The organism is Bacteroides xylanisolvens, from assembly GCF_018289135.1.
In the GTDB taxonomy this organism is placed as follows: domain Bacteria; phylum Bacteroidota; class Bacteroidia; order Bacteroidales; family Bacteroidaceae; genus Bacteroides; species Bacteroides xylanisolvens.
The window spans coordinates 2242076-2268748 of sequence record NZ_CP072216.1; the positions used below are offsets into that span (position 1 = coordinate 2242076).

At 42.7% G+C, this 26673-nt stretch carries 25 protein-coding genes; 4 read left to right on the forward strand and 21 right to left on the reverse strand.

What is annotated here, in order from left to right; translation table 11 throughout:
* Window positions 1–265: 265 nt before the first annotated feature.
* The 6 genes from INE92_RS09615 to dnaN form a co-directional block, all read right to left on the reverse strand.
* A complete protein-coding gene (locus INE92_RS09615) occupies window positions 266–1972 on the reverse strand; it encodes a serine protease (RefSeq protein WP_195435910.1) in 1707 nt (568 codons plus the stop codon).
* Between the two features lies 1 nt (window position 1973).
* Window positions 1974–2717, reverse strand: a complete 744-nt coding sequence (rlmB, locus tag INE92_RS09620) for a 23S rRNA (guanosine(2251)-2'-O)-methyltransferase RlmB (RefSeq protein ID WP_004316861.1) — start codon at window positions 2715–2717, stop codon at window positions 1974–1976.
* Window positions 2718–2819: 102 nt separating this feature from the next.
* Window positions 2820–4481: a DNA repair protein RecN gene (gene recN / locus INE92_RS09625; RefSeq protein ID WP_087318230.1), complete on the reverse strand. Its 1662-nt coding sequence runs from the start codon at window positions 4479–4481 to the stop codon at window positions 2820–2822.
* Window positions 4482–4507: 26 nt separating this feature from the next.
* Entirely contained in the window at window positions 4508–5716 is a 1209-nt protein-coding gene (gene coaBC / locus INE92_RS09630; RefSeq protein WP_008025458.1) for a bifunctional phosphopantothenoylcysteine decarboxylase/phosphopantothenate--cysteine ligase CoaBC, read from the reverse strand.
* A complete protein-coding gene (locus INE92_RS09635; protein ID WP_004316864.1) occupies window positions 5716–6495 on the reverse strand; it encodes a 3'-5' exonuclease in 780 nt (259 codons plus the stop codon). Before INE92_RS09635 ends, coaBC begins: the two co-directional genes overlap by 1 nt.
* Before the next feature lie 110 nt (window positions 6496–6605).
* Window positions 6606–7730, reverse strand: a complete 1125-nt coding sequence (gene dnaN, locus INE92_RS09640) for a DNA polymerase III subunit beta (RefSeq protein WP_004316865.1) — start codon at window positions 7728–7730, stop codon at window positions 6606–6608.
* 154 nt (window positions 7731–7884) lie between these two features.
* On the opposite strand from dnaN, the gene INE92_RS09645 reads away from it, so the two are divergent.
* Window positions 7885–8259 (forward strand): DUF3127 domain-containing protein, encoded by a 375-nt coding sequence (locus tag INE92_RS09645; protein WP_004316866.1) that lies wholly within the window; start codon window positions 7885–7887, stop codon window positions 8257–8259.
* 301 nt (window positions 8260–8560) lie between these two features.
* Window positions 8561–8749, forward strand: a complete 189-nt coding sequence (locus INE92_RS09650; RefSeq protein ID WP_165450665.1) for a hypothetical protein — start codon at window positions 8561–8563, stop codon at window positions 8747–8749.
* 4 nt (window positions 8750–8753) lie between these two features.
* On the opposite strand, the gene INE92_RS09655 is transcribed toward INE92_RS09650, so the two are convergent.
* The 5 genes from INE92_RS09655 to INE92_RS09675 all read right to left on the reverse strand — a co-directional run bounded on the left by INE92_RS09655 (window position 8754) and on the right by INE92_RS09675 (window position 14073).
* On the reverse strand, window positions 8754–10325 hold the full coding sequence (locus INE92_RS09655; RefSeq protein WP_212702017.1) for a DUF3352 domain-containing protein: 1572 nt from the start codon (window positions 10323–10325) through the stop codon (window positions 8754–8756).
* Window positions 10326–10408: 83 nt separating this feature from the next.
* Complete coding sequence (locus INE92_RS09660) at window positions 10409–11167, reverse strand: MBL fold metallo-hydrolase (protein ID WP_134993472.1); 759 nt, start codon at window positions 11165–11167, stop codon at window positions 10409–10411.
* 10 nt (window positions 11168–11177) lie between these two features.
* Window positions 11178–12170, reverse strand: coding sequence for a UDP-N-acetylmuramate dehydrogenase (gene murB, locus INE92_RS09665; RefSeq protein WP_015532883.1), 993 nt, complete (start codon window positions 12168–12170; stop codon window positions 11178–11180).
* Window positions 12171–12271: 101 nt separating this feature from the next.
* Window positions 12272–13120: a DUF4348 domain-containing protein gene (locus INE92_RS09670; RefSeq protein WP_004313653.1), complete on the reverse strand. Its 849-nt coding sequence runs from the start codon at window positions 13118–13120 to the stop codon at window positions 12272–12274.
* Window positions 13120–14073: an NAD-dependent epimerase/dehydratase family protein gene (locus tag INE92_RS09675; RefSeq protein ID WP_004313654.1), complete on the reverse strand. Its 954-nt coding sequence runs from the start codon at window positions 14071–14073 to the stop codon at window positions 13120–13122. The genes INE92_RS09670 and INE92_RS09675 overlap by 1 nt, the downstream gene beginning before the upstream one ends.
* A gap of 136 nt (window positions 14074–14209) precedes the next feature.
* Between INE92_RS09675 and kbl the strand changes: the two genes are divergently transcribed.
* Window positions 14210–15403, forward strand: a complete 1194-nt coding sequence (kbl, locus tag INE92_RS09680; protein ID WP_008025472.1) for a glycine C-acetyltransferase — start codon at window positions 14210–14212, stop codon at window positions 15401–15403.
* A 172-nt stretch (window positions 15404–15575) separates the two neighbouring features.
* On the forward strand, window positions 15576–15983 hold the full coding sequence (locus INE92_RS09685) for a DUF2721 domain-containing protein (RefSeq protein ID WP_004313656.1): 408 nt from the start codon (window positions 15576–15578) through the stop codon (window positions 15981–15983).
* 33 nt (window positions 15984–16016) lie between these two features.
* Here the strand turns inward: INE92_RS09685 and INE92_RS09690 are convergent, their stop codons facing one another.
* The 10 genes from INE92_RS09690 to purU form a co-directional block, all read right to left on the reverse strand.
* The gene (locus INE92_RS09690; RefSeq protein WP_178286788.1) at window positions 16017–18281 is read right to left on the reverse strand and encodes an ATP-binding protein; all 2265 of its coding nucleotides are present in this window, start codon (window positions 18279–18281) and stop codon (window positions 16017–16019) included.
* Window positions 18282–18434: 153 nt separating this feature from the next.
* A complete protein-coding gene (locus INE92_RS09695; RefSeq protein WP_004304025.1) occupies window positions 18435–18914 on the reverse strand; it encodes a ferritin in 480 nt (159 codons plus the stop codon).
* 142 nt (window positions 18915–19056) lie between these two features.
* Window positions 19057–20217 carry a diaminopimelate decarboxylase gene (lysA, locus tag INE92_RS09700; protein WP_151928122.1) on the reverse strand — a complete coding sequence of 387 codons (1161 nt, stop codon included), beginning with the start codon at window positions 20215–20217 and terminating at the stop codon, window positions 19057–19059.
* A 78-nt stretch (window positions 20218–20295) separates the two neighbouring features.
* Window positions 20296–21615 carry an aspartate kinase gene (locus INE92_RS09705; RefSeq protein WP_004313659.1) on the reverse strand — a complete coding sequence of 440 codons (1320 nt, stop codon included), beginning with the start codon at window positions 21613–21615 and terminating at the stop codon, window positions 20296–20298.
* A 13-nt stretch (window positions 21616–21628) separates the two neighbouring features.
* A complete protein-coding gene (locus INE92_RS09710; protein ID WP_151921446.1) occupies window positions 21629–22357 on the reverse strand; it encodes a cell division ATP-binding protein FtsE in 729 nt (242 codons plus the stop codon).
* A 42-nt stretch (window positions 22358–22399) separates the two neighbouring features.
* Entirely contained in the window at window positions 22400–23011 is a 612-nt protein-coding gene (gene hisIE / locus INE92_RS09715) for a bifunctional phosphoribosyl-AMP cyclohydrolase/phosphoribosyl-ATP diphosphatase HisIE (protein ID WP_004313661.1), read from the reverse strand.
* Between the two features lie 191 nt (window positions 23012–23202).
* Complete coding sequence (hisF, locus tag INE92_RS09720; protein ID WP_049702510.1) at window positions 23203–23955, reverse strand: imidazole glycerol phosphate synthase subunit HisF; 753 nt, start codon at window positions 23953–23955, stop codon at window positions 23203–23205.
* 124 nt (window positions 23956–24079) lie between these two features.
* The gene (gene hisA, locus INE92_RS09725; RefSeq protein WP_195435928.1) at window positions 24080–24799 is read right to left on the reverse strand and encodes a 1-(5-phosphoribosyl)-5-[(5-phosphoribosylamino)methylideneamino]imidazole-4-carboxamide isomerase; all 720 of its coding nucleotides are present in this window, start codon (window positions 24797–24799) and stop codon (window positions 24080–24082) included.
* A gap of 91 nt (window positions 24800–24890) precedes the next feature.
* The gene (gene hisH, locus INE92_RS09730) at window positions 24891–25481 is read right to left on the reverse strand and encodes an imidazole glycerol phosphate synthase subunit HisH (RefSeq protein ID WP_008643438.1); all 591 of its coding nucleotides are present in this window, start codon (window positions 25479–25481) and stop codon (window positions 24891–24893) included.
* Window positions 25481–26338: a formyltetrahydrofolate deformylase gene (purU, locus tag INE92_RS09735; protein ID WP_008771204.1), complete on the reverse strand. Its 858-nt coding sequence runs from the start codon at window positions 26336–26338 to the stop codon at window positions 25481–25483. Before purU ends, hisH begins: the two co-directional genes overlap by 1 nt.
* Between the last annotated feature and the right edge of the window lie 335 nt (window positions 26339–26673).

The following is a 26673-nucleotide window of genomic DNA, read 5'->3' on the forward strand; positions in this document are numbered from 1 at the left end:
GAAAATCGAATAATTTCTAAAAAAAATAAGTGAAGCCATGCAGTATTTTCAATAAGCGTGCATTTAACTTATAAAAGAGGGGAAAAAGGGAAATCAAACCATATATCATTAAAACCTACAACCTGAGCTTAACAAGTGAAGTGGGGAAAAATAAAAAAAGAGAGAGAGTTTTTTATACAACGTCCCCCAAAACGAGGAATCCCTGCCAATTTTCGAGTTGGCAGGGATTCATTTTTACTTATGTTGTTTTCGAAGAGGCAATCTCTTACTTGCAGTATTTGGTAATCAGCTCATCTACATTTGGATCACCCAGTTCTTTCGCTTTCTTAAAGTTGCCACAAGCTTCATCTGTCTTCTTCAACTGTATCTGGCAAAGCCCCAGTAAGCGGTAAGCCTCGGCATATTTAGGATCAGCCTTCAGTATATTATCCAAAATCTGAATAGCTTCTTCATAACGTCCTACACGCAGGTTGACCACTGCATGTTCCGCCTGATAGGTCAGGTCTGTCGGATTCATTTCGATTGCTTTAACTATATCATCCAAGGCGCGTTGGAATTGGCGTGCTTTCAAAGCGGCCTGTTCGCGATAGTAATAGAATACGTCGTTCACTTCTCCTTTGACTGCTGTATGATAAGCATCATAATCGAGCATCGCATTCCGTGGCTGGCCGGCATTCATGTTCATCTGCGCACGTTCCAACAAATATGGAGCAAAATCTGCTGTGATCGGTTGCGGGCAACGGGCAATACAGCTATCCATTAAAGCTACGACTTCTTTCGGGTCACCTTTCGCCAGTTCCTTCGTCTTGGCAGCACTAAAGAAAGTGGCCGGAGAAGCAATGTTACTGGCATTTACCTTTTCATAAGCTGCCAAAGCACCGGCATAGTCTTGCTGGGCAAACAGTATATCGCCTTCCATTTGAATATAAATAGGCAGCGGATCAATGGCGATTGCCTGACGAACATTCTGCAAAGCAGTGTCATACGTCCAGTCTTTATACGTTTTTTCCGGCTTCGACAATTGATAAGCATACATCAGCTTACCTATATTATAATATACATCATCTTTTTTCTGGGCTACTTTCAAAGCCTGATTAAAGTCGGCAACTGCTTTATCATACCAAGTCTGGTCGTCCTTACCTTTAGCTGCATAATAATTGGCACGACGAAGATAACCATCCGCATTGGCAGGGAACTGACGGATGAAATCATCCAACAGCTTTTCGTAATCGTCGCCTGACAGGCTCGAAGATGCCATAAACAAGTACACTAATGCTTGGTCTTCCGTTTCGGGCAGGCCTTTCCGGATGCCAATCTTTTTCAAAGCAGCGTCTCCCAAAGAAAGAGCACTGATTTTCTGTGACATGGCAAAAGCTGCTCCTGCCGCGTAGCAAGTGGTCACCGTATCAATGCCGGATGATTTCTGCGCAATACCAAATACCTGACCTTCAGCGTTCATCACCGGACAGCTCACCATCTTATCTTTCATCTGCATACCCAATGTATAGTAATGATATTCTCCGGCTACTTTGGAAACTTCTTTCACTTTACCAGTAACGCAAGCGATACTTTTCTGTGTAGAATAAGGAAGCATCCACGCATCGGCTCCCACTGCCGGAGCTATTTTAGCCACAATGAGCGCAGGCACTTTCTTCTCGGTGATAGCCACACGGAACTTAATGACATCATACATATCATTCGCTCCAAGTATCAAGCTAACCGGCATCTGCTTGCCTTCGGAAGTGATAACCACTGCACGTTCGGCTCCTTTAAAAAGAGTATAATCTGATAAAGCCAATCCATCTTCGGATACAAAAAATCCGTTTCCGGTATTCAGCATTTTATCATTCTTGTCATAAGTCACCACAGAGAAGACTGCCCGTTTTGCCTTCTCTACCCATTTGGGAGTTTGCGCCATGCTTCCCTGTATCAGGAAGAAAAGCAGTAAAGGTAGAATTAAAATCTTCTTCATATCAGTCATTATTTCTTTGTTTCACAGCTTCGTAAACCAAGATACCGGCAGCCACGGAAACATTCAGAGATTCGATGGTGCCCAGCATCGGAATTTTCACCCATTCGTCGCAGAGCGCAAGGTTTTCATAAGAAACTCCCGTATCCTCCGCTCCCATAATGATGCACAGCGGTCCTGTATAATCGGCTTTTGTATAGTCGTAATCTCCCTTCTCGGTAGCAGCTACAATACGGAAACCACTGTCTTTCAGATATTGCAGCGTTGAACGGAGGTTCTGCTCACGACACACAGGCAGCGTGTGCAGCGCTCCTGCCGATGTTTTCACGGCATCAGCATTGACAGACGCACTCCCGCGGACAGGAATAATCACTGCATCGACAGCTGCACATTCGCAGGTACGGGCAATGGCTCCGAAATTACGTACATCGGTCACTCCGTCCAGCATAACAAAAAACGGATTCTTCCCTTGTTCGAACAAGAAAGGAACAAGATCTTCCGTTTTCTGATAAGTCACAGAAGAAATGAAAGCAATCACTCCCTGATGATTTTTCCGGGTAATGCGGTTAATACGTTCTACCGGAACACGCTGAACCGGTATCATCAGCCCTTTCAAAGCAGCAAACAATTCTTTGGAAAGATCACTCTGAATGTCTTTCTTTACCAGAATTTTATCAATCTCTTTACCTGCCTGAATGGCTTCTATCACGGCACGAACACCGAAAATCATTTCACTTTTATCCAACATCTATTTGATTTACTATTTTACTATTTACAATTTACTACTTATCAGTTACCGCTTAACAATTCACTACCTCAACTACTTTGAATGAATCAATTTAGCCATTAATTACTTAGCATCAAGCAGGGATTTGGCATTGCTAAGGGCGGCCTCGGTCAGAGTGGCGCCACTAAGCATGTGAGCTATTTCCTCTACTCGTTCTTCATCGGTGAGACGGCGGATATGACTGTTTGTTTCCGTATCGCTGTCTTTCTTATATACTTTATAATGTGCACGTCCGCGGGCAGCAATCTGCGGCAAGTGGGTGATGCTGATTACCTGACGGTTCCGGTCGCCCATTTCCTGCATCATGTCCGCCATGCGGTCGGCTATTTCACCGGAAACACCGGTATCTATTTCATCAAATACGATAGTCGGCAGTTTCACGGCTCCGGCAATCAATGCTTTGATAGAAAGCATGACACGGGCAATTTCACCTCCCGAAGCTACGGAAGAGATATTCTGCAAGGTACCATTCTTATTGGCAGAAAACAGGAAGTTGACTGTATCTTCTCCTTGCAATCCCGGCTCTTTCTTCAGTCCCATTTCGATCTGGAAACGAACATTCGGCATTCCCAACGGAATCAAGCGGGCGGCCAATTGCTTTTCCACTTCACGCGCAGCTTTCGTACGGGCTTTGGTGAGCAGTTCTGCTTGTTGTTTCACTTGCTTATATTGTTCCTCTTTACGAACGGTCAGCTCGGCAATACGTTCATCGTATGAAGTGATGTCTGACAATTTGCTACGATATTCATCCGTCAACGCTATCAACTCGTCAAGAGTCTGTGCCCGGTGTTTCTGTTGCAGGGAATAAATCAGATTCAGCCGTTCGTTCACTTCTTCCAGGCGGACCGGATTAAATTCAACGGAATCACTTTGCGAAGAGACTTCGTGCGAAATATCTTTCAATTCGATATAGGCGCTCTCCATACGTTCGGTAAGTTCCTTAGCGGGCTGATAGACTCTTTGCAGGCTATTCAGCGTATTCAGACTATCTTTCAGGTAAGAAAGCAATCCGCCTTCATCCGAGACAAATGACTGTTCTACCCGGTAAAGTCCGGCTTTAATCTCCTCCGCATGACTTAGTGTTTCGGCTTCCTGCTCCAATTCCTCTTGCTCTCCTTCTACAAGATGGGCCTCTTCGAGCTGTTCAAGTTGGAAACGGATATAATCTTCATCGGAACGGCTTTTCTCTGCCAGTGACATTAATTCAGCCAGTTCGCGTTCTGTCTGCTTCCATTCGCCATAACGCAGATGGTATTTCTCCAATGCTGCATCATTATGTGCCAGAATATCAAGCACGTTCAACTGGAATCCTTCTTTATTAAGTAACAGATTCTGATGTTGAGAATGTACATCTATCAATTGTTCGCCCAGCTCTTTCATTTGTGCCAGTGAAGCGGGAGTATCATTGATGAATGCCCTGCTTTTGCCGGAAGCCTGTACCTCACGACGCAAAATACACTCTTCATCATATTCCAATTCGTTTTCTTCAAAAAACGGACGCATACCGTAGGCAGCAATATCGAACCGTGCCTCTATAATACATTTGGAAGCTCCGCGACGAATCGCTTTCACATCGGCACGCTGCCCCAGCAGGAGCCCAATAGCTCCCAGAATAATTGATTTCCCGGCTCCCGTTTCACCTGTTATAACGGAAAAGCCTGTTTCAAAACTGATATCCAGTTTTTCTATCAATGCGTAATTCTGAATGTATAGTGAACGTAACAAACTAATTAAAAATTAAAATTTGAAAATTAAAAATTGGGAGACAGGGTGGCTACCAGACGATCAATGATGTCTTGAGCTACTTCTGTTTTCGACTTCAGAGGATAGTCTGTACGACCTTTCCTGTCGATTATACTTATCTTATTGGTATCATGGCGGAAACCGGCTCCTGCATCATTCAACGAGTTGAGCACGATAAAATCGAAGTTCTTGCGTTCGAGCTTTCCTTCGGCATTCTGCTGCTCATTATTGGTTTCGAGCGCAAAGCCAACCAGGCATTGTTGTTTTCTTTTTATGGCTCCTAAAGAGGCAGCAATATCTTGTGTTGCCTGAAGATGCAGGGTCAGTTCTTCTTCTTTTTCCCGCTTAATCTTCTTATCGGCTACCGTTGCCGGACGATAGTCGGCTACTGCCGCACAAAGAATACCGGCATCAGCATCCGGGAAATGAGCCTGCGCTGCTTTGTACATTTCTTCAGCAGATTCGACATCGACACGGATGATACCAGAATGTTGCGTTTTGAGTTGCACAGGACCTGTTATCAAGGTCACTTGTGCTCCGCGACGGGCACATTCTTCTGCCAACGCGAATCCCATCTTTCCGGACGAATAATTGCCGATGAAACGCACCGGGTCTATCTTTTCGTAAGTCGGTCCGGCAGTAATCATCACTTTCTTTCCGGACAGTTCGTCACTCGAAGCAAAGAATTCATCCAATACCCGGATGATATTCTCCGGCTCTTCCATTCGCCCCTTCCCTACCAGATGGCTGGCTAGTTCTCCTGTCCCCGGCTCGATAATATGATTACCATAGGAACGCAGAATATCCAGATTTTTCTGGGTGGCAGGATGGGCAAACATATCGAGGTCCATTGCCGGAGCAACAAACACGGGAGCTTTTGCCGAAAGATAAGTGGTTATCAGCATATTGTCGGCTATTCCGTTGGCCATTTTACCGATGGTAGAGGCAGTGGCCGGCGCAATCAATACGGCATCCGCCCATAAACCGAGATCGACGTGGCTGTTCCACGTTCCGTCACGTTGGGCAAAAAACTCACTGATGACCGGTTTGCTGGTCAAAGCCGAAAGAGTGATCGGAGTAATAAATTCTTTTCCCGCCGGAGTAATTACGACCTGCACTTCCGCTCCTTGTTTTATCAGTCCGCGAATGATATAGCACGCCTTATACGCGGCAATACTGCCGGTAATTCCAAGAATTATTTTCTTTCCTTTTAGCATTATTTTGTAATCAAATTACTCATTTCACGCAAGCGGATTTTTGTCAATGCCGCCTTGGTGTTCAGCGTGAAATCACTATTCAAAATCCAACTGTAATATCCGGGATCTTTCTTCAAAACCTCGGCTACAGACATTCCCTTATATTTTCCGAAGTTGAACACTTCTACTCCGTTATCATCGTACACCATGCGTCCGGCAAAATCGACATTCTTGCTGAAACTTGAATAATCTGCCAGGAACGCAATATCATTCTGAAGATCGGAGTAACGGTCGAGCTGCGCTTTCAACACTTCGTAAGTAGCCCGTGTATCTGCTTCGGCAGTGTGCGCATCTTCCAAATTCTTGTCGCAATAGAACTTGTAGGCAGCAGACAGGGTGCGTTGTTCCATTTTGTGGAAGATGACCTGTACGTCTACAAATTTACGTTTTGTCATATCAATATCTACTCCGGCACGAAGAAATTCTTCGGCAAGAACAGGAATATCAAAACGGTTGGAATTAAATCCTGCCAAATCGCAACCTTCAATGTCACGGGCTATGTTTTTCGCTACTTCTTTAAAAGTAGGACAATCTGCTACATCGGCATCATAAATACCATGTATAGCAGAGGATGCTTCCGGAATATGCATTTCAGGATTGATACGTAATGTCTTTGCTTCTTCATTTCCATTCGGATATACTTTCAGATAGCAAATTTCAACAATTCGGTCTGTGTTGATATTGGTTCCGGTTGTTTCTAAATCAAAAAAAACAATGGGATTTTTCAGGTTTAATTTCATTTCTGTTTATTTTATTGAGTCACCACAGATTAACACAGATTCACACAGATTTTACTTCTTCTAAAGAAAAAACATCTGTGTGAATCTGTGTTAATCTGTGGTGAAACGTATTAATCATTTAGCATCATCGGCATCAGCAGCATCAGCAAGTCTTCGTTTTCTTCCTGCTCTACCGGAATGATTACTCCGGCACGTGAAGGATCTGCAAGTTCGATGACTACTTCATCTGCCGAAATATTGTTCAGTATGTCGATAAGGAACGTCGATTTAAAACCGATACTCATTGCAGCACCTGCATACTGGCAAACTTGTGTTTCTTCGGCAGAAGTAGAGAAATCAATATCTTGTGCGGAAATCACAATCTGGTTTTCCTGCATACGAAGTTTAATCAAACTGCTGGCTTGTGACGAGAAGATAGACACACGGCGCAAAGCTCCTACCAACTGTTGGCGGTCTACGGTTACTTTGTGCGGGTTGTTTTGCGGAATTACCGAGTTGTAGTTCGGGTAACGTCCTTCAATCAGGCGGCAAACCATCCGGTAGCTTTCAAGCATGAATACAGCGTTGCGTTCGTCAAATTCGATGGTCACTGCGCCTTGTTCTTTCGGCAAAAGATTCTTTAGCAATGTAGCCGGTTTCTTTGGAAGGATGAAGGCTGCACGCTCGTTGCCTTTGGCTGCCAACGTTTTACAACGCACCAGTTTATGACCGTCCGAAGCAACCATTGTAATGTCTTCTGTTGTAATATCGAAATAAATACCGTTCATCACCGGACGAAGTTCATCATCGGCAGTAGCAAACACCGAACGGTTGATACCTCCCAGAAGTACGCTTGCTTCCATTTCCACGCGGACAGCATTATCCCCCAGTGTAGCCGATTGCGGGAATTCATCCGCATTCTGCCCCATCAGGCTGTATTTTCCGTTCTGGTACTGCACCGTTATTTCATAATTATCCGGATTGATATCGAATGTGAGTGGTTGTTCCGGAATTTCTTTCAGTGCGTCAAGCAATGTTTTCGCTACTACGGCAAAACGCCCGTTCGTATCGCTTTCATTCACTTCTACGGTAGTCACCATCGTTGTTTCACTGTCGGATACAGTCACAGATAATGTTCCGTCTTCCAATTCGAAGAGGAAACAATCGAGAATTGGCAGCGCATTTTTTGAATTAATAACACGGCTGATGGCCTGTAAATGGCTGGAAAGAGCAGTACTTGAAACGATAAATTTCATATATTTTCGTGTATTTAAGTTTTAAATGTTCTATCGCACAAAGTTACGAAAAAAGATTTGGGCTGCCCAATAAAAACAAAAGAAAAAAACAGGTATTGTGCGAGGGATATTACTAAAAAATTGTAACTTCGCCGCAGAATTTAAAATTATCGCAATGGAATTTACAGGAAAAATCATCGCTATCCTCCCCCCGAGAGGCGGAGTTTCAAAAACTAGCGGCAACGAGTGGAAATCACAAGAGTACGTTATCGAAAACCACGACCAATATCCGCGCAAAATGTGCTTCGACGTATTTGGCGCAGACAAAATCGAGCAGTTCAACATTCAAATGGGCGAAGAATTGACTGTATCATTCGACGTTGACGCCCGTCAGTGGAATGATCGCTGGTTCAATAGTATCCGCGCATGGAAAGTAGAGCGTGTTAGCACAGGTGCTCCAATGGCTTCCGGTTCTCCCGTTCCTCCTCCAGCTCCATCGGCTATGCCGGAATTTACTCCGGGCGATGCCAAAGACGATCTGCCATTCTAAACCGAAAGTCATTCGTTCGATGAATAAGCATAAAAAACTCCCGATAGGATTAAACTCCATCGGGAGTTTTTTTATCTCCTTTTCTCCCGAAAAAAAACAAATCTTTTTCTTCTTCTTTTTCATCTTCAGAAGAAGAAGTTTTTTTATTTATTTCTTTGTTTATAATGGGGGATGAATTTTTCTGTATATTTTACGTATTTTCTGTGAATTTTTCTGTATATTTTACAGATTCAAATGTTAAAATCACTCATAATAAGCTGACCATAGGACTATTATAAGCACACATATAAAAACGGCAAAAATGCAAAAAGAAAAAAACAAAAAGGCGTTTCTCCAAAAGCAGAACGCACACAAAAAAGTATGGGTCAATGGAGCAAAAAAAACGATAAACAGCATCTTGAAAATGTATGGAGGAAGCAGGCAAAGTTTATGGATAATCCAGCCAAAAGCTATGGAGGTTTTCAGAAAAATGATCGCAGACAAACGATGATTTTTTATTCTGATTTATATTTCAAAACAATATTAGGATATACCATTCCGTCTGCACAGGCAAACTGAACAAAGAGGGTGAAATGACGGAAGAAGTCGGCGTTGCGCAGAAAGAAATCCGGTACAAAACGAACGTGATTTTCTGATTGTTGGAATATGTGGTCGAAATCCGCCATCAGCATAAAATGGTAGGAATCGGACAAATGATCCATGCCTGTCTGATAGGCCATCGCTCCATTGAGCACCTCACCTTTATCCAGTTGGCGAATATAATGCGCGAGAGCATCCGCAGGAGCGAGCAACAAGCGCCCGCCATAGAAGGCTGCATATACATCCAAGGTTGGTTCCGCAAAACTGGTTAGTTGTTCAAACAATGTTGTTTGAGGTAACCGATAGATAGGATATGCTTTATTTACAGTATAACAAAAAGTTATACGCGGATTTCTTCTTCCTTCGTCCGCCGAAGCGGCATTAACAAGGGCACGAAGCATTCGCTCGGCTTCCGTTACATCTGCCACCGACAGGCTCAAGACTGCCGCTGCACCCTGCAAAGTATCTTCACGCTGAAAGAGACAGGCAACCAAATCCTGCCCGGCATTTTCCATCAGATAGCGTGAAAACTCTTTATCCCTATTTTGCACTTCACTCGTGCGGGCAGGCACGCTCTGTCCTTGGGCATTTCCATAAGAAAGTAGAGACACCCAGTCCGTAATCCCTTGCCTGCTAAAATAGAAAGCAGTAGACGGTAACACTTCTCCCGGAAATCCCTTGACGGATTGTTGCTGGCGAAGCTGGTTTATAAACGCAAAGCAAGTGTCTGCATCGTGAGTGATGCCGGAGAAATAGATGAAATCATCTTTCATTTTCATGTCAAATTCCGTCCATCCCATCATCCCTTGCATACGGGTATAGATGGTAGCGGCCGCCGCACTTTTTTTCGGAGCACGTATTCCTGTAAAGGTAGAATCATCAGCCAACGATTTTCCACTTTTATACGCATCAATAACGTTTTCAATCAGTTTTTTCTGAAAGCTCAATGCCATAAAATCGGATGTCAGATAGCAGGCAAGAAAATCACCGTCCGCCATGGGATAAATAATTATCTCTTCTCCTTTGTAAATAAACGTTTTCGGCGGATAAAGTGAGGATATATATTTGCGTACAAATCTGTTTACCAACTCCTTATCTCCATTTCCCAATCTGCAATAGAGCACTTGATTACGTTCGTTATCCGGCTCGTGGAAACTAATCAACATTTGATTCATTTGCCGGCTTAAACCGTGGGGAGTATCTTCTGAAAGGGCGTAAAGACTCTGTTTCAGATAAGAAAAGAGTTTGGATACATAAAGATATTGCTGATTTTTACTACAAGTCAGCTCATCGACTTCTGCTACAAATTCGAGCACGTCATCAGTAACGAATACTGCTAAAGTTGTGGATGGCACCAGTTCATAAAGATTAAAGTCTTTCTGCCCTTCAGCTGCTGACAGTCTAAAAAAAGAGTACAATGCGAAACCTGAGCACAAAAGTACAACAGAAGATGTGATCGCTATTTTCACTATCGTACGAAGTTTCATAATATTCGCTGTTTATCGGCTAGGTGCAAAAATAATAATTTCTACAAAGAAAACAAAACTTTTGCTAAAAATTTCACCGATATTCAAACATAGATATCCAATCCGTCGAACGCCAAGTGAATATTTTCCGGAAGGTTCTTTTCAACCTCCGCATGCAAGCCCATATCATGACTCATGTGTATAAAGTATGTCTTCTTTGCCTGAATACGCCGGGCCACCGCCAATGCTTCTTCCAAATTTTGGTGAGTAGGATGCGAGGCGATCCGAAGCGCATTCATTATCAAAACATCTATTCCTGCCAATTGTTCATAGGATTCTTCGGGCATGGTCAACATATCAGTGATATACCCCAACTGCCCGATACGATACCCCAGAATCGGCAGTCGGCCATGCATCACACGCAGAGGAAGCACTTCCGTGTGGTTTACAGCAAAGGATTGCCCCACCGAAATTTCCTGTAAAGGAATATCGGGAACACCCGGATAACGATGATCGACAAAGCAATAGGGCATACGCAAACGCAATCCCTGCGCTACATAATCTTCCGCATAAATAGGCACGGAACCGAACCGGCAAAACGGACGTAAATCGTCCAGTCCGCCTACATGGTCATAATGTTCGTGCGTAATGAGCACACCATCTATCCTCTCAAAAGGGAGATGTAATACCTGTGTCCGGAAATCGGGACCACAATCTATCAGAATCCGCGCGTCATCTGTCTCCACAATAGCAGAGGCACGCAATCGATTATCTTTCGGATCGGAAGAAGTACAAACCGGACATGTACAGCCGATTTGAGGTACTCCCGTCGATGTTCCACTTCCTATAATTCTTACTTTCACTTGTTTATTCTCAATTTATAAAGTTGACTTCCGGATGGATATCAATACCGAACTTCTCACGAACAGAAGCTCGGACCGCATCTGAAAGTGCAATAATATCACTACCTTTTGCTCCGCCACGATTCACCAGCACCAGTGCTTGTTTATCATGCACAGCAGCCGGTCCCAAGGCTTTTCCTTTCCAACCACATTGGTCAATCATCCACCCTGCCGGAATTTTTACGCGGCCGTCGGCCAGCTCATAGTAAGGTATGCGGGGATATTCCTGTTGCAAGGCTTCCAGTTTTTCTTTCGGCACAATGGGGTTCATAAAGAAACTGCCGGCATTACCCATCACTTTCGGATCGGGCAGCTTGCTCTCGCGAATAGCAATAATCACTTTCCGGACAACAGAAAGTGTCAACGACGGATATTTTTCAAGCTCCTGACGAATGGTGCCATAGTCTAATGTATAATGTTCTTCTTTACTTAGCCGGAAACGGACATAAGTAACAAAAGCCGATTTGTTTTCCGAACGCTTAAAAATACTGTTGCGATAGGTATATCCACATTCACCAACTGAATAAACGCGTTCTTCAGCTTGAATGTTCACTGTTTCCACAGCCGTTATCAGATCTTTTACCTCAACGCCATAGGCTCCGATATTCTGTACTGCACTTGCCCCCACCTCACCGGGAATCAGCGACAGGTTCTCCGCTCCATACCATCCATGCTCTACACAATAAGCTACAAAGTCATCCCATACCACCCCTGCTCCCACTCGCACTGATACAGAGTGAGCATCTTCTTCCGTCACTTCGATTCCTTCAATGCGGGAATGCAATATCAACCCGTCGTAATCTTTGGTAAACAACAGGTTACTGCCACCACCAATATGCAAAAAAGGTGTCGTAACGGCACCTTGCACAATCAGCTTCTTCAGTTCTTCAACCGAAGTGTACTCTAAAAAACGAGCGGCACTGACATCAATACCGAATGTATTGTAGGGTAAAAGAGAATACATATATTTTTAATTATAAGTTATATCATTATTCGTTATAAGCCGGCAAATACTGTTATATCATTAACAGCAAGGCTATTTCTTGTAGCGTATTACTACCTGCATCAAATGCTTGTATCTTCAAACTTATACAATTCCCATTCCCCGGCTTTGCGACGGAAATAGAGGATATTGGAAAAACCATTACCGATACCTTTCAACGCCAGAATTTTCGTTGGCGAATCATCGTCATTCCGCTGCCCGTAATTGATATTAGAAAGACGATCGGCAGGAAGTCCCGGTTTAAAAGCGAACCACTGATTAAGATCGAGGGTGGTCTCCAGAATAGAGAAATCATCGTCCGGATCGGTGGTTACAAAAGCCAGAGGCTCACACACACGCTTACTCTGAAAAAGACTATCTGCGGCAAAGTGTCCGAAAAACTCCACGAAATTTTCATTATCATTTTGCTTAATGGGACGCAGATTAATTGCCTCTAGCATCCATGCACCTTTGATACGCTCAAAATAGTATTTCTTTACCATTCGTGTTTTCACAAACACCCATTCTACCTGTACGGAAGTGAGGGAGGTATCTCCTACTAAATCCATATCTTCTTCTCTATCAAACAGAAGCGTATAATAATGCTGTTTGGTAAACAAGTCATCATGCTTCCAGTTATGCTCCTCGATATTCGTTTTTTTATCTCCATTGTAGTAAGGCAACGGAAATTTCACACGCTGACGCTGCAACACGTCATCGGAAGCAAAATTGTAGATAAAATCATCGAAAGATTCATCTGCCTGTATAGGTTGCGGATCTTCCGGCGATTCATCACAGTGAATAGAATCGGCTACCCGCCGGATAGAATCCACTTCTTTTGTGATAGATGCGAAGGGGTCAATGTTTGTTTTCTTGTTTCCACAAGCACCCAGTATACCGAGCAACATGACCCCTACAATTAGTTTTTTCATTATTTTAGTTTCTCTCTTAACTTTTCAAGCATATCTACCGTCATGCTTTCCAAATCGTAGGCCGGCTTCCAGCCCCACTCTTCACGAGCGCAGGTGTCATCCAGACTATCGGGCCAGCTATCGGCAATGCGCTGTTTCAAAGGATCTATATCATAGATCATCTCAAACTGCGGCACATGCTTCCTGATAGCCTGATAAATCGTCTCCGGGTCGAAACTCATTGAGGCGATATTGAAAGCATTTCGGTGTATCAATTTTGTCGGATCAGCTTCCATCAGCGTAATTGCTGCGTTCAGCGCATCCGGCATGTACATCATATCCATCAAAGTGCCTTGCTTAATGGGGCACACAAATTTTTCTCCTTTCACCGCCGAGTAATAAATATCGACAGCATAATCGGTCGTACCTCCTCCCGGAGGGGTCACATTCGAAATAATGCCCGGAAAACGGACAGCACGTGTATCGACACCATATTTATTAAAATAGTAGTCACTTAGCAGCTCGGTCGTTACCTTGGTGACTCCATACATGGTGCGCGGACGCTGAATAGTGTCCTGCGGTGTTTTCGTATGAGGCGTACTAGCGCCAAACGAACCGATAGAACTCGGAGTAAACACTGCACATCCTTGTTCGCGTGCCACTTCCAATACATTCCATAATCCATCGATACCTATTTTCCAGGCCAGCTTGGGCTTCGACTCGGCAACTACGGACAGCAGAGCAGCCAAATTATAAATTGTATCGATGTGATACTCTTTTACCACAGATGCAATCGCCTCTCCATCCGTTACATCAGCAATTGCTGACGGTCCGGACTCCTTTAATTCCCCTTTAGGCTCTGCACCCGGAATATAACCTGCTACTACATTTGCATTTCCGTAACGTTTACGTAGCTCCATCGTTAGCTCCGACCCTATCTGTCCGGTAGCTCCAATAATCAAAATGTGTTCCATTTTTTCTTCTGACTTAGAATATCAAGCTTAAATAGTGCGCAAAGTAAGCACTTTTTTTTCAGATTTTAATCAAAAAGACATTGTTATTCCAAGAAAAATTGTGTCCTTTGCAATATAACTTAATCACCCAAACACTATGTACGGTAAAATGCAAGAATATCTCCGCCAAACATTGGCTGAAATCAAGGAAGCCGGACTTTATAAAGAAGAACGACTGATTGAAAGTGCGCAGCAAGCTGCCATCACTGTAAAAGGTAAGGAAGTGCTGAACTTCTGTGCAAATAATTACTTAGGATTATCCAATCACCCGCGATTGATTAAGGCTTCGCAGGAAATGATGAATAACCGTGGTTACGGAATGTCGTCCGTCCGCTTCATTTGTGGAACGCAAGATATACACAAAGAACTGGAAGCTGCCATCTCGGAGTATTTCCAAACGGAAGACACGATCTTGTACGCCGCTTGCTTCGATGCTAACGGCGGTGTATTCGAACCGCTTTTCTCTGAAGAGGATGCCATCATCTCGGATTCTCTGAATCATGCTTCTATCATTGACGGAGTACGTCTTTGCAAGGCAAAGCGCTACCGTTATGCCAACGCTGACATGAAGGACTTGGAAAGATGTCTGCAAGAAGCGCAGGCACAACGTTTCCGTATTGTTGTGACGGACGGTGTGTTCTCTATGGACGGCAATGTAGCTCCAATGGATCAGATTTGCGATCTTGCCGAGAAATACGATGCACTGGTAATGGTGGACGAGTCACACTCTGCCGGTGTGGTAGGTGCCACAGGGCATGGAGTAAGCGAGTTGTATAAGACTCATGGACGGGTAGATATTTATACCGGAACATTAGGTAAGGCTTTTGGCGGTGCACTGGGAGGTTTCACCACCGGTCGTAAAGAGATTATCGATTTGCTTCGTCAACGCAGCCGCCCGTATCTGTTCTCGAATTCTTTGGCTCCGGGCATCATTGGTGCCAGCCTTGAAGTTTTCAAAATGCTGAAAGAGAGCAATGCATTACATGATAAACTTGTTGAGAATGTAAACTACTTCCGTGATAAGATGACAGCTGCCGGATTTGATATCAAACCGACACAAAGCGCTATCTGTGCCGTTATGTTGTATGACGCGAAGTTGTCCCAGATTTACGCTGCACGTATGCAGGAGGAAGGCATCTATGTGACAGGTTTCTATTATCCGGTAGTGCCGAAAGATCAGGCACGCATCCGTGTGCAAATCTCTGCAGGGCACGAGAAAGCACATCTTGACAAGTGCATCGCTGCCTTTATCAAGGTAGGCAAAGAGCTTAATGTGCTGAAAGCGGAATAACTCCGGGGCAAGGTTTACTTGCAGCATCCATTTTTAGGCACGGATTACACAGATTACGCTGCTGCTTTATGCAAGCATATTTCTAAAACCGTGAAATCCGTGTAACCCGTGCCAAAAAATTCTCTTTTATAAAATGAATTTTGAACCGCTACTTGACTATAAAAAAAAGATTATGGAAGAATTGACTCTCACTACTCCTGCCCTACTTTTCTCGGCAGTTTCATTGATATTGCTGGCTTATACTAACCGTTTCTTATCGTATGCCCAACTTGTGCGCCAACTGCGTGACCGCTACATGGAAAACCCTTCGGATATCACTGAAGCACAAATCGAGAATCTACGGAAACGGTTAAACCTGACCCGTAGAATGCAAGGACTAGGTATTGCAAGCCTTTTTTTCTGTGTAGTCAGCATGTTCCTTATTTATATCGGGCTTCAATTATTCTCTGCTTATGTATTCGGATTGGCATTGATTCTGCTGATAGCTTCTTTAGGCGTATCTTTCCGCGAAATACAGATTTCCACCCGTTCACTGGAGATTTACCTGGGAACGATGGAGAAAGGAAAAAACAAGAAATAAGATTGTTCGTATTCCCGTTAAAGTCTATCATTATCAAGATACCACCCGGCAAGGAAGAATAACCGTAAAACGGCTTCCCTTGCCTACTTCGGACTTGAGTTCGATCTTTCCACCCAGCTTCTCTATAATCACCTGACAAATAGAAAGTCCCAATCCTGCTCCCTGCGAAAATTCGTTTTGTTTGTAGAAACGGCTGAAAATCATCCGTTGTTCTTCTCGCGGAATCCCTCTTCCGGTATCTTCTACATAAATCTGCACTTTGCCTTCATCCGGCAGATAACTATATCCTAATTTGATATATCCGGTTTCCGTAAACTTGCAGGCGTTATTCAGAAAGTTTGTCAGAACTTGTATCAAGCGCTCTCTGTCCACATTGATTTCCAGAGGTGTATCATCCACTTCTTTCAGGAATTCCAAATGTGGAGCAATCAGAACCTGATGTGTCATATAGATATCGTCAATCAACTCTCTCACCTTGCATCTCTTGAATGAGAAAGACATATATCCTGATTCGATACGGGAAAGTTCCAAGATATCATTAATCAGTTTGAGTAATAACTCGCTGTTCTTGTTAATAGTACTGATATACTCTTCGCGTTCTACGGAACTCAATCCATCTTCCAATGCCAGTATATTGGCAAAGCCAACGATTGAATTAAGCGGAGTACGTATCTCATGGCTCATATTTGCGAGGAATGATTGTTTCAATTCCGCCTTTTCAGCCAATAAGCGTGCTGCTTCCAATTCTTCTTCACGATCTTTTATATCCTGTATATTAAGCAACAAACCTGCGGTTTTATATTCGCCTCCGGGTAGCTGTTTGGTAGTATAACGGAACTCCCACCACTGATAGCCTTTGCCGTCGAAGTTACAAAGCTCCTGCACAATCTTTTTATGAGCACTTTTCAGATTTCGCCAGTTGAACTTCACTCCTTCCCAATGGTCGGGATGGATAAAGCTCATGAATTCCTTAAACGAAAGTTGTCTGGAATTTAACCCTTGCGACGCCCAGAATGCATCTTCAAAAACAAAACAACCGTTATCCAATCTCCAGGCATACGTCATTCCACCCTCAATGGCTAATGACAATGTTTCTTTTTCATCAGCCAATGCTATAAGAGCCTGCTTTTTCCTCATCTGTTCCCGAAGGTATAGCCACCAAAGAGAAGCGAAAAGAATAATTAATATAAGAATGAACGATGCGACTGAAATTCCCCACAACAAAGGGTATTTATCACTAAACGGAATATTGATAATACGATATTTAGCAGGAATACTTTCCTTACTCAAACCTATTTGCGTCATTGTATTCCAATCAACAACATACTCTTTCCGGCTTTCAACAATAGGCATGTCCGCCGGACTCACACCGTGTAATATACGAACGGCTGCTTTCACCTCTTCTTCCACCTGAATAGGCAACGAGGTGATGTATCCACCCAACAACTTCTCACCAAACCCGAAGGCTTCATTGATAGCTGTCAAGCTGGGACTGCCACAAATGCTTCCAATATTAATGGTAGTATAATCCCGTTTCAGCTGAATATAGCATTGATCGCGATAGCTTCTGTTCAACACCCACATAAAGGTGGCGTCCGAATGATTTCTGGCATTACGTAAAGGAATAGCCATGAAACGAGTATAACCTTCCTCCTGCGTCAAACGTATCTGTTCTTCAAGAGAAAGTTCGGGGTTATCGACGAATCCGGTCACTTTATGACCTTTAAACTGTTCCTTTGCATCTCTTCTGATTTGTTTATCGATATAAGTGGTATCAAGCATGGTAAACAACCGGACGTGTTCACCGAAAAGTTCTTTTGCCACACTGACATTTTCATTAAAGGCAATCTTATCATGGAAACCCGTCACATTAGGATGGCGTTTCAGCAATCCCCAATTCGGGTAATTGACACCACCAAAAACCACAGGTACTTCTTTGCCCAACTGAACCCCACATTTCATCAATGAATAGGTAGCCTGATCTTCATTCACCAGAATCACTTCCGGCCGCCAGTCTTTCGAAACGGAATCAACCAGAAAACGCATTCGTTCCAACTCCGGTTCTTCCCTGTAGGACTCGCAATCTAAATAAACGGTACGGATATCAGCATCTATTTTCTCTTTCTCAAATTGCTCCGCTATCATCCGGTTAAATTCCGGATAAGCCGCGTAAGTCTCCTCATAAGAGTGGATAACTAAAATACGCCGTTCCTCTTTTTGAGAACAACTGCTCACCCCCAAAAAGAGCAATAAAAATATAGGGAGCAATCTAAAAATTCCTCTGTTCACACCATTCATTTATAATAATCGGGATTAATTTCTCTCTGACTCTTAATACAAAGGTAGTTTATTTCCAGATACGAGCCAAATAAGTGAAAAAAAAGAAGCTACTTGAAGAAATTTCGAGTAGCTTCTTTCTATATAAAAAACTATTTTTTCAGAGTAGCATCATTAACGCTGTCCCAATTGTGAATCTACAAAGAAAATTCCAGTATCACCGGCTTTCTTGATTTTATCAACAATGCCTTGCGCTGTAGCTTCTTCTTCTACCTGTTCACGAACAAATCCCCACAAGAAATCCTGTGTTGCTTTATCCTTTTCAGCAGCTGCTACGTCTACCAGCTTGTCTACCAATTGAGAAACATGACATTCATGTTTGTAAACGTGTTCGAATACTTCGAGAGGTGTACCCCATCCGTTAGGAACAACATCTATTTTATCCACTTTAGCAGTTCCTCCACGTTTGATGATATAATCTGCCATTGCATAAGCATGTCCCATTTCTTCCTGGGATTGCTTTTTCATCCAATGAGCAAAACCACTGAAACCTTCTTTCTCAAAATAGAAAGACATTGCTAAATACAGGTTAGCAGACCACATTTCAGCAGTAATCTGTTCGTTAATTGCATTCTGTAATTTTTCTGAAATCATAATCGTATTTTTTTATTAAGTTGTTAATGTAGTTTCTTTTTGAACTCATTACAAAAATAACACGCTTTCAGTTAAAATTGTTCCATGCACCCTATATTTTTAAACTACATTCACATTTTGATTGTAGCAGTTCATTTTTTACTTACACCAATTCGTCGGAAGTATATCCTTTCGGCAGTTCACGACAGTTGTATCCGGAAGCCATTATTTCACCGTACGCACCGGCAGAACGAAGGGCGATCAAGTCACCACGCTTCACTTTGTTCAAGTCAATCGCTTTTCCGAAAACGTCTGACGATTCACAGATCGGTCCTACTACATCGTAGGCTTCCAACGGTTCTTCAGAAGTTATATTTTCCATTTTATGGAATGCCTGATACAAAGCCGGACGAATCAGGTCGGTCATACCTGCATCAAGGATGGCAAATTTCTTCCGTGTTCCTTGTTTTACATAGAGGACTTTGGATATCAAAGAACCACACTGACCTACCACTGCACGTCCCAGTTCAAAATGCAGTGTCTGATAAGGACGCAATTTCAATTGTCCGGCATAGGTAGCAAAGTAATCCTTGAAATTCGGGACAGCCTGACGGTTGGGGTGTCCGTAATCAATACCCAAACCACCACCTACATTGATATGTTCTACCAAAATTCTTCGTGCTTCCAGTTTGTCCTGCAACTCATTGACACGATTGCAGAGGGCTACGAAATCACCCATATCCAGAATCTGCGAGCCAATGTGAAAGTGAAGACCGATAAACTTTACGTTTTTCATCTCTTGTGCTACGTCTATCACCTTGTCCATGTCCTGCATACTGATACCGAATTTGTTTTCTGCCAAACCGGTAGTTATATTGGCATGTGTATGTGCGCCGACATCAGGATTGATACGAAAAGCAACATTAGCAATCTTATTTTGAGCAGCAGCCAATTCATTGATTACTTCCAGTTCGGGAATAGACTCGACATTGAAACAGAAGATACCATACTCCAGTCCGAGATTGATTTCCCAATCTGCTTTGCCGACTCCTGCGAAAACAACTTTATTGGCAGGGAATCCGGCACGGATAGCGGCACGGATTTCTCCGCCGCTCACACAATCGGCTCCCATTCCGCTCTCACGGATAATGGTAAGTACTTTCGGGTTGGCATTGGCTTTAACAGCGTAATGCACTGAATAATTAGGATATTTGGCAACCTCCTGGTTAATAGCCGACAATGTATCACGCAGCACTTTGGTATCGTAATAATAGAAAGGTGTCTGCAAAGTGCGGAATTTATCGATTGGAAATATTCCCTTCATAATTCGAAAAACTTGTTTAGTTGGTTAAAAAAGAGCGCTTTTATCAGTTCGGTAAAAGCGCTCGTGTTATTTGTGGATTTATTTGTCGTTGAAAAGCATATCACTCAACGACTGTAAAGCTACTTTCTTATCGCACTCCCGAATGAGGAAGGAGATATTGTAGTTACTTCCTCCGAACGAGATCATTCGCACCGGTATATTCCGCATCGCATCAAGAGCTTTCGCTTCAAAACCGACATTTTCCCATTCAAGGTCACCTACAACGCAGATGATACACATCTCTTTATCAACGGTTACTGTTCCGTATTTCTTCAGGTCATCCAGAATTTCGTTCAGATGCTTCGTGTTATCGATTGTTACAGATACACCTACCTCTGAAGTACAGATCATGTCGATAGACGTCTGATAGCTTTCGAAGATTTCGAATACCTTACGCAGGAAACCGTGAGCCAATAACATACGGCTGGATTTGATCTTGATCGCAGTAATGTTTTCTTTTGCGGCCACTGCCTTGATTTTACCTTTTTCCGTGTCGTTGGAAATCAGTGTGCCCGGAGCTTCCGGATCCATTGTGTTCAACAGACGAACAGGGATATTGGCATATTTAGCAGGCTGGATGCAGGTAGGGTGCAGGATTTTTGCACCGAAGTAAGCCAACTCGGCTGCTTCTTCGAAGTGAAGCTGACGAACCGGAGCGGTCTTGTCAACAATACGCGGGTCGTTATTGTGCATACCGTCGATATCTGTCCAAATCTGGATTTCAGAAGCGTTTACTGCGGCTCCAATCAAAGAAGCAGTGTAGTCACTACCACCACGTTGCAGATTGTCTATCTCACCGTAAGCATTGCGGCAGATGAAACCTTGCGTAATGTAGATTTCTGTATCCGGATAGAGATCGAGCTGTGCGCGCAATTTATCCTTAATATATACAGGATCCGGCTCTGCGTTCTTGTCAGTACGCATGAATTCCAAAGCTGGAAGCAACACGGACTTCACGCCACATTCCTGCAGGTAGAAGTTTACCATCGCCGTAGAAATAAGCTCTCCCTGTGCCAAAACCACTTTCTCTTCGAACAAAGTGAAAAGGTCTTTAGTATAGGAGCGGATGTAGTCGAAGTGGGATTTGACAACTTCAAGACCTTTCTGTTTATATTCCTGGGTTGCAAAAAGTTCATCAATGTGCTGTTTATATTTTGCTTCCAGCTTATTGATAATCTCGTTGGCACCCTCCGGATTCTTCTTATACAGATAGTCCGAAATTTCCACCAATGTGTTTGTTGTTCCTGACATAGCAGAAAGAACAACAATCTTCTGTTCACCATCGGTAATCAATTTGGCTACTTCCTTCATGCGCTGAGCAGAACCTACGGAAGTTCCTCCAAACTTTAAAACTTTCATTTTCGTTACTGTTTTAGTTATCTATATTTAAATCTATTTCTATTGTTCTCTGTCTGAGCATGTATTCGGCTGTCACATCTACAATCTGATGGTCGGCGCAACGATATACCCTGCCCGGATACTCTTTCAGCAATTGCAAATTGTGCGTCGTCATCACTACGGATGAACCGGATTCACAGATATTGTGCAACAATTCTACAATGGCCTTACCGGTCTCTACGTCCAGATTTCCGGTCGGTTCATCCGCTAGAATAATAGCAGGAGAATTGAGTACGGCACGTGCAATCACAATGCGCTGTTGCTCGCCACCGGAAAGCTCGTTCGGGAGCTTATAACCTTTGTTGGACATTCCCACCAGCTGGAGCACTTCTTCAATGCGGTCTTGGATTTCCTGTTTGTTTTTCCAGCCTGTGGCACGAAGCACAAATTCCAGATTATTATATACAGTACGGTCTGTGAGCAACTGAAAATCCTGAAAGACAATGCCTAATTTCCGACGCAGTTGCGGGATATGCTTACGTTTGATAGAACGCATGTTATAACCCAACACTTCCGCTTCACCGTCAATTACGTCCACTTCGCCATACAGAGTCTTGAGCAAACTCGTTTTTCCCGAGCCTACTTTTCCGATCAAATAGACGAACTCTCCTTTGTGCAGTTCCAGATTTACATCGCTTAATACACAGAGTTCCTGTTGATGGATTTCTACGTTCTTATATTGAATCAACGCCTCGTCATCCATGCTGACTCCCGTTTTAATTTTTAATTATTAAATTTTAATTGTTTAATGCTTCTTCCATGTACTGCTGTGTCTTTCCTGCAATTCACGTGCAAGGTCTTCGAGACGATAGCCTTTTGAAGTAAGCAATACAATCATGTGATAAATAAGGTCGGCTCCTTCGTAGATCAAACGTTCGTCAGTACCGTTTGTTGCTTCGATTACTGTTTCTACAGCTTCTTCACCTACTTTTTGAGCTATTTTATTGATTCCCGACTCAAACAGACTGGTAGTATAAGAGCCTTCGGGCATTTCTTCATGACGTTTGTCAATGAAATCTTGCAATGCTTTCAGGAACATAACCGGTTCTTCGTTTTTCTCACCCCAACAAGTATCTGTACCAGTATGACACACGGGACCTACCGGGTTTACCTGAATCAGTAGTGTATCATTGTCGCAATCGGCCTTTATAGATACCACATGAAGGAAGTTACCGCTTTCTTCGCCTTTTGTCCACAAACGATTCTTGGTACGGCTAAAGAATGTAACTTTTCCGGTTTCTACTGTTTTATCATAAGCTTCTTTATTCATGAAGCCCAGCATCAAGACTTTACGTGTCTCGTTGTCCTGTATGATAGCCGGAACGAGTCCGTTCATTTTATCGAAATCCAATTCCATTTTTATATAAGTTCTAATTACTATTCCAAATTACAATTATGTTCTATTCGCCTATGGAGTTTTTTTGCAAATATCTTATTCTATTTATCTAAATAGATTATTCATCCGCATGGAAACCCGGCCGGGGTGCCTCACCCCCTGATGGTAATTCCTTCGCCGCAGCCTAAAGGCTAATTTTTGCTACGCAGCAATTACCTAGTGGTAATTCCTTCGCCGCAAAGATACGATTTTAATTCGGGAATTTTAATTTCTCCGAAGTGAAAAACGCTGGCAGCCAATGCAGCATCTGCCTTTCCTTGTAAAAAGACATCGCGGAAGTGCTCTTTACAGCCCGCACCTCCCGAAGCAATGATAGGAATGGAAAGCTGATCCGCCAAAGCGGCAAGTGCATCATTTGCATAACCGGCCTTTACCCCATCGTGATTCATGCTTGTGAAGAGAATCTCTCCTGCTCCGCGTTCCTGGGCCTCTTTTGTCCACTCGAACAGGTCTTTATCTGTTTCGATACGTCCTCCATTCAAGTAACATTTCCAACCATTTTCGGTTTGTTTGGCATCTACTGCCAACACACAAACTTGCGAACCGAAATTCTTTGCAATCTCGTCAATCAATTGAGGATTACGGATAGCGGAAGAATTGATAGAGATCTTATCCGCCCCTGCATTCAACAGGCGGTCTACATCACTTAATTCGTTGATTCCGCCACCTACGGTAAATGGGATATTGATATTAGCAGCAATCCGTTTTACCAATTCCGTAAAAGTCTTACGTCCTTCATGACTTGCAGTAATATCCAGGAAAACAAGTTCATCTGCTCCTTGTTCACTGTAAGCACGGCCTAACTCTACCGGATCACCGGCTTGGCGCAAATTGACAAAATTCGTTCCTTTCACGGTTTGTCCGTCTTTTATATCCAGACAAGGTACTATTCTTTTTGCTAACACAATCCTACTTTTATTTATTGTTCAACAATTTATAATCTATATCCCTGAAGTTTGATTCTTTGTTTTCTCTTATAATAAGGTAGCTATTTATAATATAAACAACCATTTCATTCTGGTACGCTAATTATAAAAAGATTCTCAAATCTTTTAAGGTGATATGTCCTTCGTATAATGCCTTACCGAAAATAACTCCGGGAACACCAGCTTCATCCAAAGCAACAATATCATCCACCTTACTCACCCCGCCACTAGCCATCAGATAGAGGTCAGGGAATTTTGCCAGCATCTCCTTATACAAATCAATAGAAGGCCCACTCAACATTCCGTCACAGCTAATATCCGTACAGATTACCTTGCGTATACCTTTATCCATATATTTTTCAAGAAATGGAAAAAGCTCACAGGAACTTTCGTCTTTCCAACCGTTAACGGCTATCTTATGATCTTTCACATCTGCTCCCAAAATGATTTTCTCACTGCCATATACTTCCAGCCAATGACAGAACAATTCCGGATCTTTCACCGCAATACTTCCGCCTGTAACCATCTGTGCTCCATTCTCAAAAGCAATTTTCAAATCTTCATCACTCTTTACTCCACCACCAAAATCGATAACGAGAGAAGTGTGCGCAGCAATCCGTTCCAACACCCGATAATTGACTACATGATGAGAAGCAGCACCGTCCAAGTCTACCACATGAAGCCTGCGAACACCGTTCGCTTCAAACTCCTTGGCAACTTCCACCGGATTTTCGTTATATACTTTCTTACTGTCGTAATCTCCCTGGGAAAGACGTACGCACTTTCCGTCAATAATATCAATGGCTGGAATAATTTCTATCATCTATTATTTATTTGCTAAAAGTTTATTATAAACGATGAACGAGTTTATTATAAATTATGATGGAGTTTATTATAAACGGCAACATAGTTTATTATAGATTCAAAAAGTTCGTCAGAATCTTCTCTCCTGTCTTGCCGCTTTTCTCCGGATGAAACTGGGTGGCATAAAAGTTATCTTTATGCAATGCAGCACTAAACGGGTGAATATAATCTGTTGTAGCAGCAGTAAAGTCACAGGTAGGCACATAAAAGCTATGTACAAAATAGACAAACTCTTCTTCAGTGAATCCTTCAAACAATTTGCTATTCGTTTTTCCAATGGTATTCCATCCCATGTGCGGCACTTTATCTTCATGTTTCTGCGGAACAAAACGCTTCACGTCCACATCAAAGATATTCAAACAATCGACCTCTCCTTCTTCGGAATACCGGCACATCAACTGCATACCGAGACAAATTCCAAATACAGGCTGACGGAGATTTTTTATCAGTTCGTCCAGTCCCGTTGCTTTCAAGTGGTTCATGGTAGTTTCCGCCTCTCCCACTCCGGGGAAAATAACTTTATCTGCCGATTGGAGTTCTTCTTTATCAGCAGTAATCACCGCTTCCACACCCAACCGCTTCAAAGCATAATCCACAGAACGAATATTGCCGGCATTGTATTTTACAACTGCTACTTTCATCAGCTAAATATTACTGTTTTATTTTTATAAGCCAAAACTTTACGTTCGATGTGCTTCTGTACTGCACGTGAAAGAACGATTTTTTCCAAATCCTTTCCTTTATTTACAAGATCTTCAATAGCGTCCTTATGAGTAATACGCACCACGTCCTGTTCAATAATCGGTCCGGCATCCAATTCAGTCGTTACATAGTGACTGGTTGCACCGATAATCTTCACACCTCTCTGGAATGCCGCATGATAAGGCTTCGCTCCTACAAACGCAGGAAGGAAAGAGTGATGTATATTAATAATCTTATTCGGATAAGCATTAATCATCTGCTCGGAAATTACCTGCATATAGCGCGCCAATACAATAAATGTAATATTATGCTTGGCAAGCAGTTCCATCTCCTTACGCTCCTGTTCTTCTTTCGTCTCCTTTGTGATAGGAAACAGATAGAAAGGAATTCCGAACCGCTCTGCTACATGCTGCAAATCCGGATGGTTACTTATAATAAGAGGTATTTCTACATTCCATTCTCCGGCTGTATATCGTGCCAATATATCGAAAAGACAATGTGACAGCTTGGAAACGAAAATAGCCATACGTGGTTTTACATCAGAGAAATAAAGGCGAAAATCCATTTCATATTTTTGCCCGTAGAGAGTTCTGAAATAATCTTCAATTTTCTCCTGCGGAACCAGAAAGTCTTTCAGTTCCCATTCAATACGCATAAAGAATATGTTCTCTACATGATCTACATATTGATCCAGATAGATAATATTTCCTTTGTTTACCGTAATAAAGTCTGTCACTTCCGCAAGGATTCCCGGTTTGTCGGGACAGTGCAATAACAGTTTGGCTGTTGTCATCATTCTTTTTACTAATTAACGATTCTAGGCGGATAATTTTCCACCTTTCTTATTTTAGTCCGCAAAAATAACGATTTATTGCAAAATTACGAATTATCCAAGCATAAAGTTGATATAAAAACGGTGATTTCTTACAGATAGAAAGATATCGGGAGTTATTTTCTATGAATAGAATGACAAACTTCAGGATAGTGACGCTATCCTATCGTGATGGCGTCACTATAACAACCGGATAGCGTCACTATCCGAAGAGAAAAAAAACAATATTTTTTTCATTACAAAAGTACTCAAAATGAGACACTAAGCATTTTTATCGTTTTTTCTTGAAAAAAACTTTT

Bases quoted from the DNA above. Each gene is read 5' to 3' on its own strand.
- murB (WP_015532883.1), bottom strand. From the start codon at position 12,170: ATGTATTCTCTTTTACCCTACAATACATTCGGTATTGATGTCAGTGCC.
- INE92_RS09645 (WP_004316866.1), top strand. From the start codon at position 7,885: ATGGAATTTACAGGAAAAATCATCGCTATCCTCCCCCCGAGAGGCGGA.
- coaBC (WP_008025458.1), bottom strand. From the start codon at position 5,716: ATGCTAAAAGGAAAGAAAATAATTCTTGGAATTACCGGCAGTATTGCC.
- INE92_RS09615 (WP_195435910.1), bottom strand. From the start codon at position 1,972: ATGAAGAAGATTTTAATTCTACCTTTACTGCTTTTCTTCCTGATACAG.
- INE92_RS09705 (WP_004313659.1), bottom strand. From the start codon at position 21,615: ATGAAAGTTTTAAAGTTTGGAGGAACTTCCGTAGGTTCTGCTCAGCGC.
- INE92_RS09650 (WP_165450665.1), top strand. From the start codon at position 8,561: ATGCAAAAAGAAAAAAACAAAAAGGCGTTTCTCCAAAAGCAGAACGCA.
- hisH (WP_008643438.1), bottom strand. From the start codon at position 25,481: ATGAAAGTAGCAGTTGTAAAATACAATGCCGGCAATATTCGTTCTGTG.
- kbl (WP_008025472.1), top strand. From the start codon at position 14,210: ATGTACGGTAAAATGCAAGAATATCTCCGCCAAACATTGGCTGAAATC.
- INE92_RS09635 (WP_004316864.1), bottom strand. From the start codon at position 6,495: ATGAAATTAAACCTGAAAAATCCCATTGTTTTTTTTGATTTAGAAACA.
- lysA (WP_151928122.1), bottom strand. From the start codon at position 20,217: ATGAAGGGAATATTTCCAATCGATAAATTCCGCACTTTGCAGACACCT.
- INE92_RS09690 (WP_178286788.1), bottom strand. From the start codon at position 18,281: ATGAATGGTGTGAACAGAGGAATTTTTAGATTGCTCCCTATATTTTTA.
- hisA (WP_195435928.1), bottom strand. From the start codon at position 24,799: ATGATAGAAATTATTCCAGCCATTGATATTATTGACGGAAAGTGCGTA.
- INE92_RS09670 (WP_004313653.1), bottom strand. From the start codon at position 13,120: ATGAAAAAACTAATTGTAGGGGTCATGTTGCTCGGTATACTGGGTGCT.
- INE92_RS09685 (WP_004313656.1), top strand. From the start codon at position 15,576: ATGGAAGAATTGACTCTCACTACTCCTGCCCTACTTTTCTCGGCAGTT.
- purU (WP_008771204.1), bottom strand. From the start codon at position 26,338: ATGATGACAACAGCCAAACTGTTATTGCACTGTCCCGACAAACCGGGA.
- INE92_RS09675 (WP_004313654.1), bottom strand. From the start codon at position 14,073: ATGGAACACATTTTGATTATTGGAGCTACCGGACAGATAGGGTCGGAG.
- INE92_RS09695 (WP_004304025.1), bottom strand. From the start codon at position 18,914: ATGATTTCAGAAAAATTACAGAATGCAATTAACGAACAGATTACTGCT.
- rlmB (WP_004316861.1), bottom strand. From the start codon at position 2,717: ATGTTGGATAAAAGTGAAATGATTTTCGGTGTTCGTGCCGTGATAGAA.
- INE92_RS09655 (WP_212702017.1), bottom strand. From the start codon at position 10,325: ATGAAACTTCGTACGATAGTGAAAATAGCGATCACATCTTCTGTTGTA.
- INE92_RS09710 (WP_151921446.1), bottom strand. From the start codon at position 22,357: ATGGATGACGAGGCGTTGATTCAATATAAGAACGTAGAAATCCATCAA.
- dnaN (WP_004316865.1), bottom strand. From the start codon at position 7,730: ATGAAATTTATCGTTTCAAGTACTGCTCTTTCCAGCCATTTACAGGCC.
- hisIE (WP_004313661.1), bottom strand. From the start codon at position 23,011: ATGGAATTGGATTTCGATAAAATGAACGGACTCGTTCCGGCTATCATA.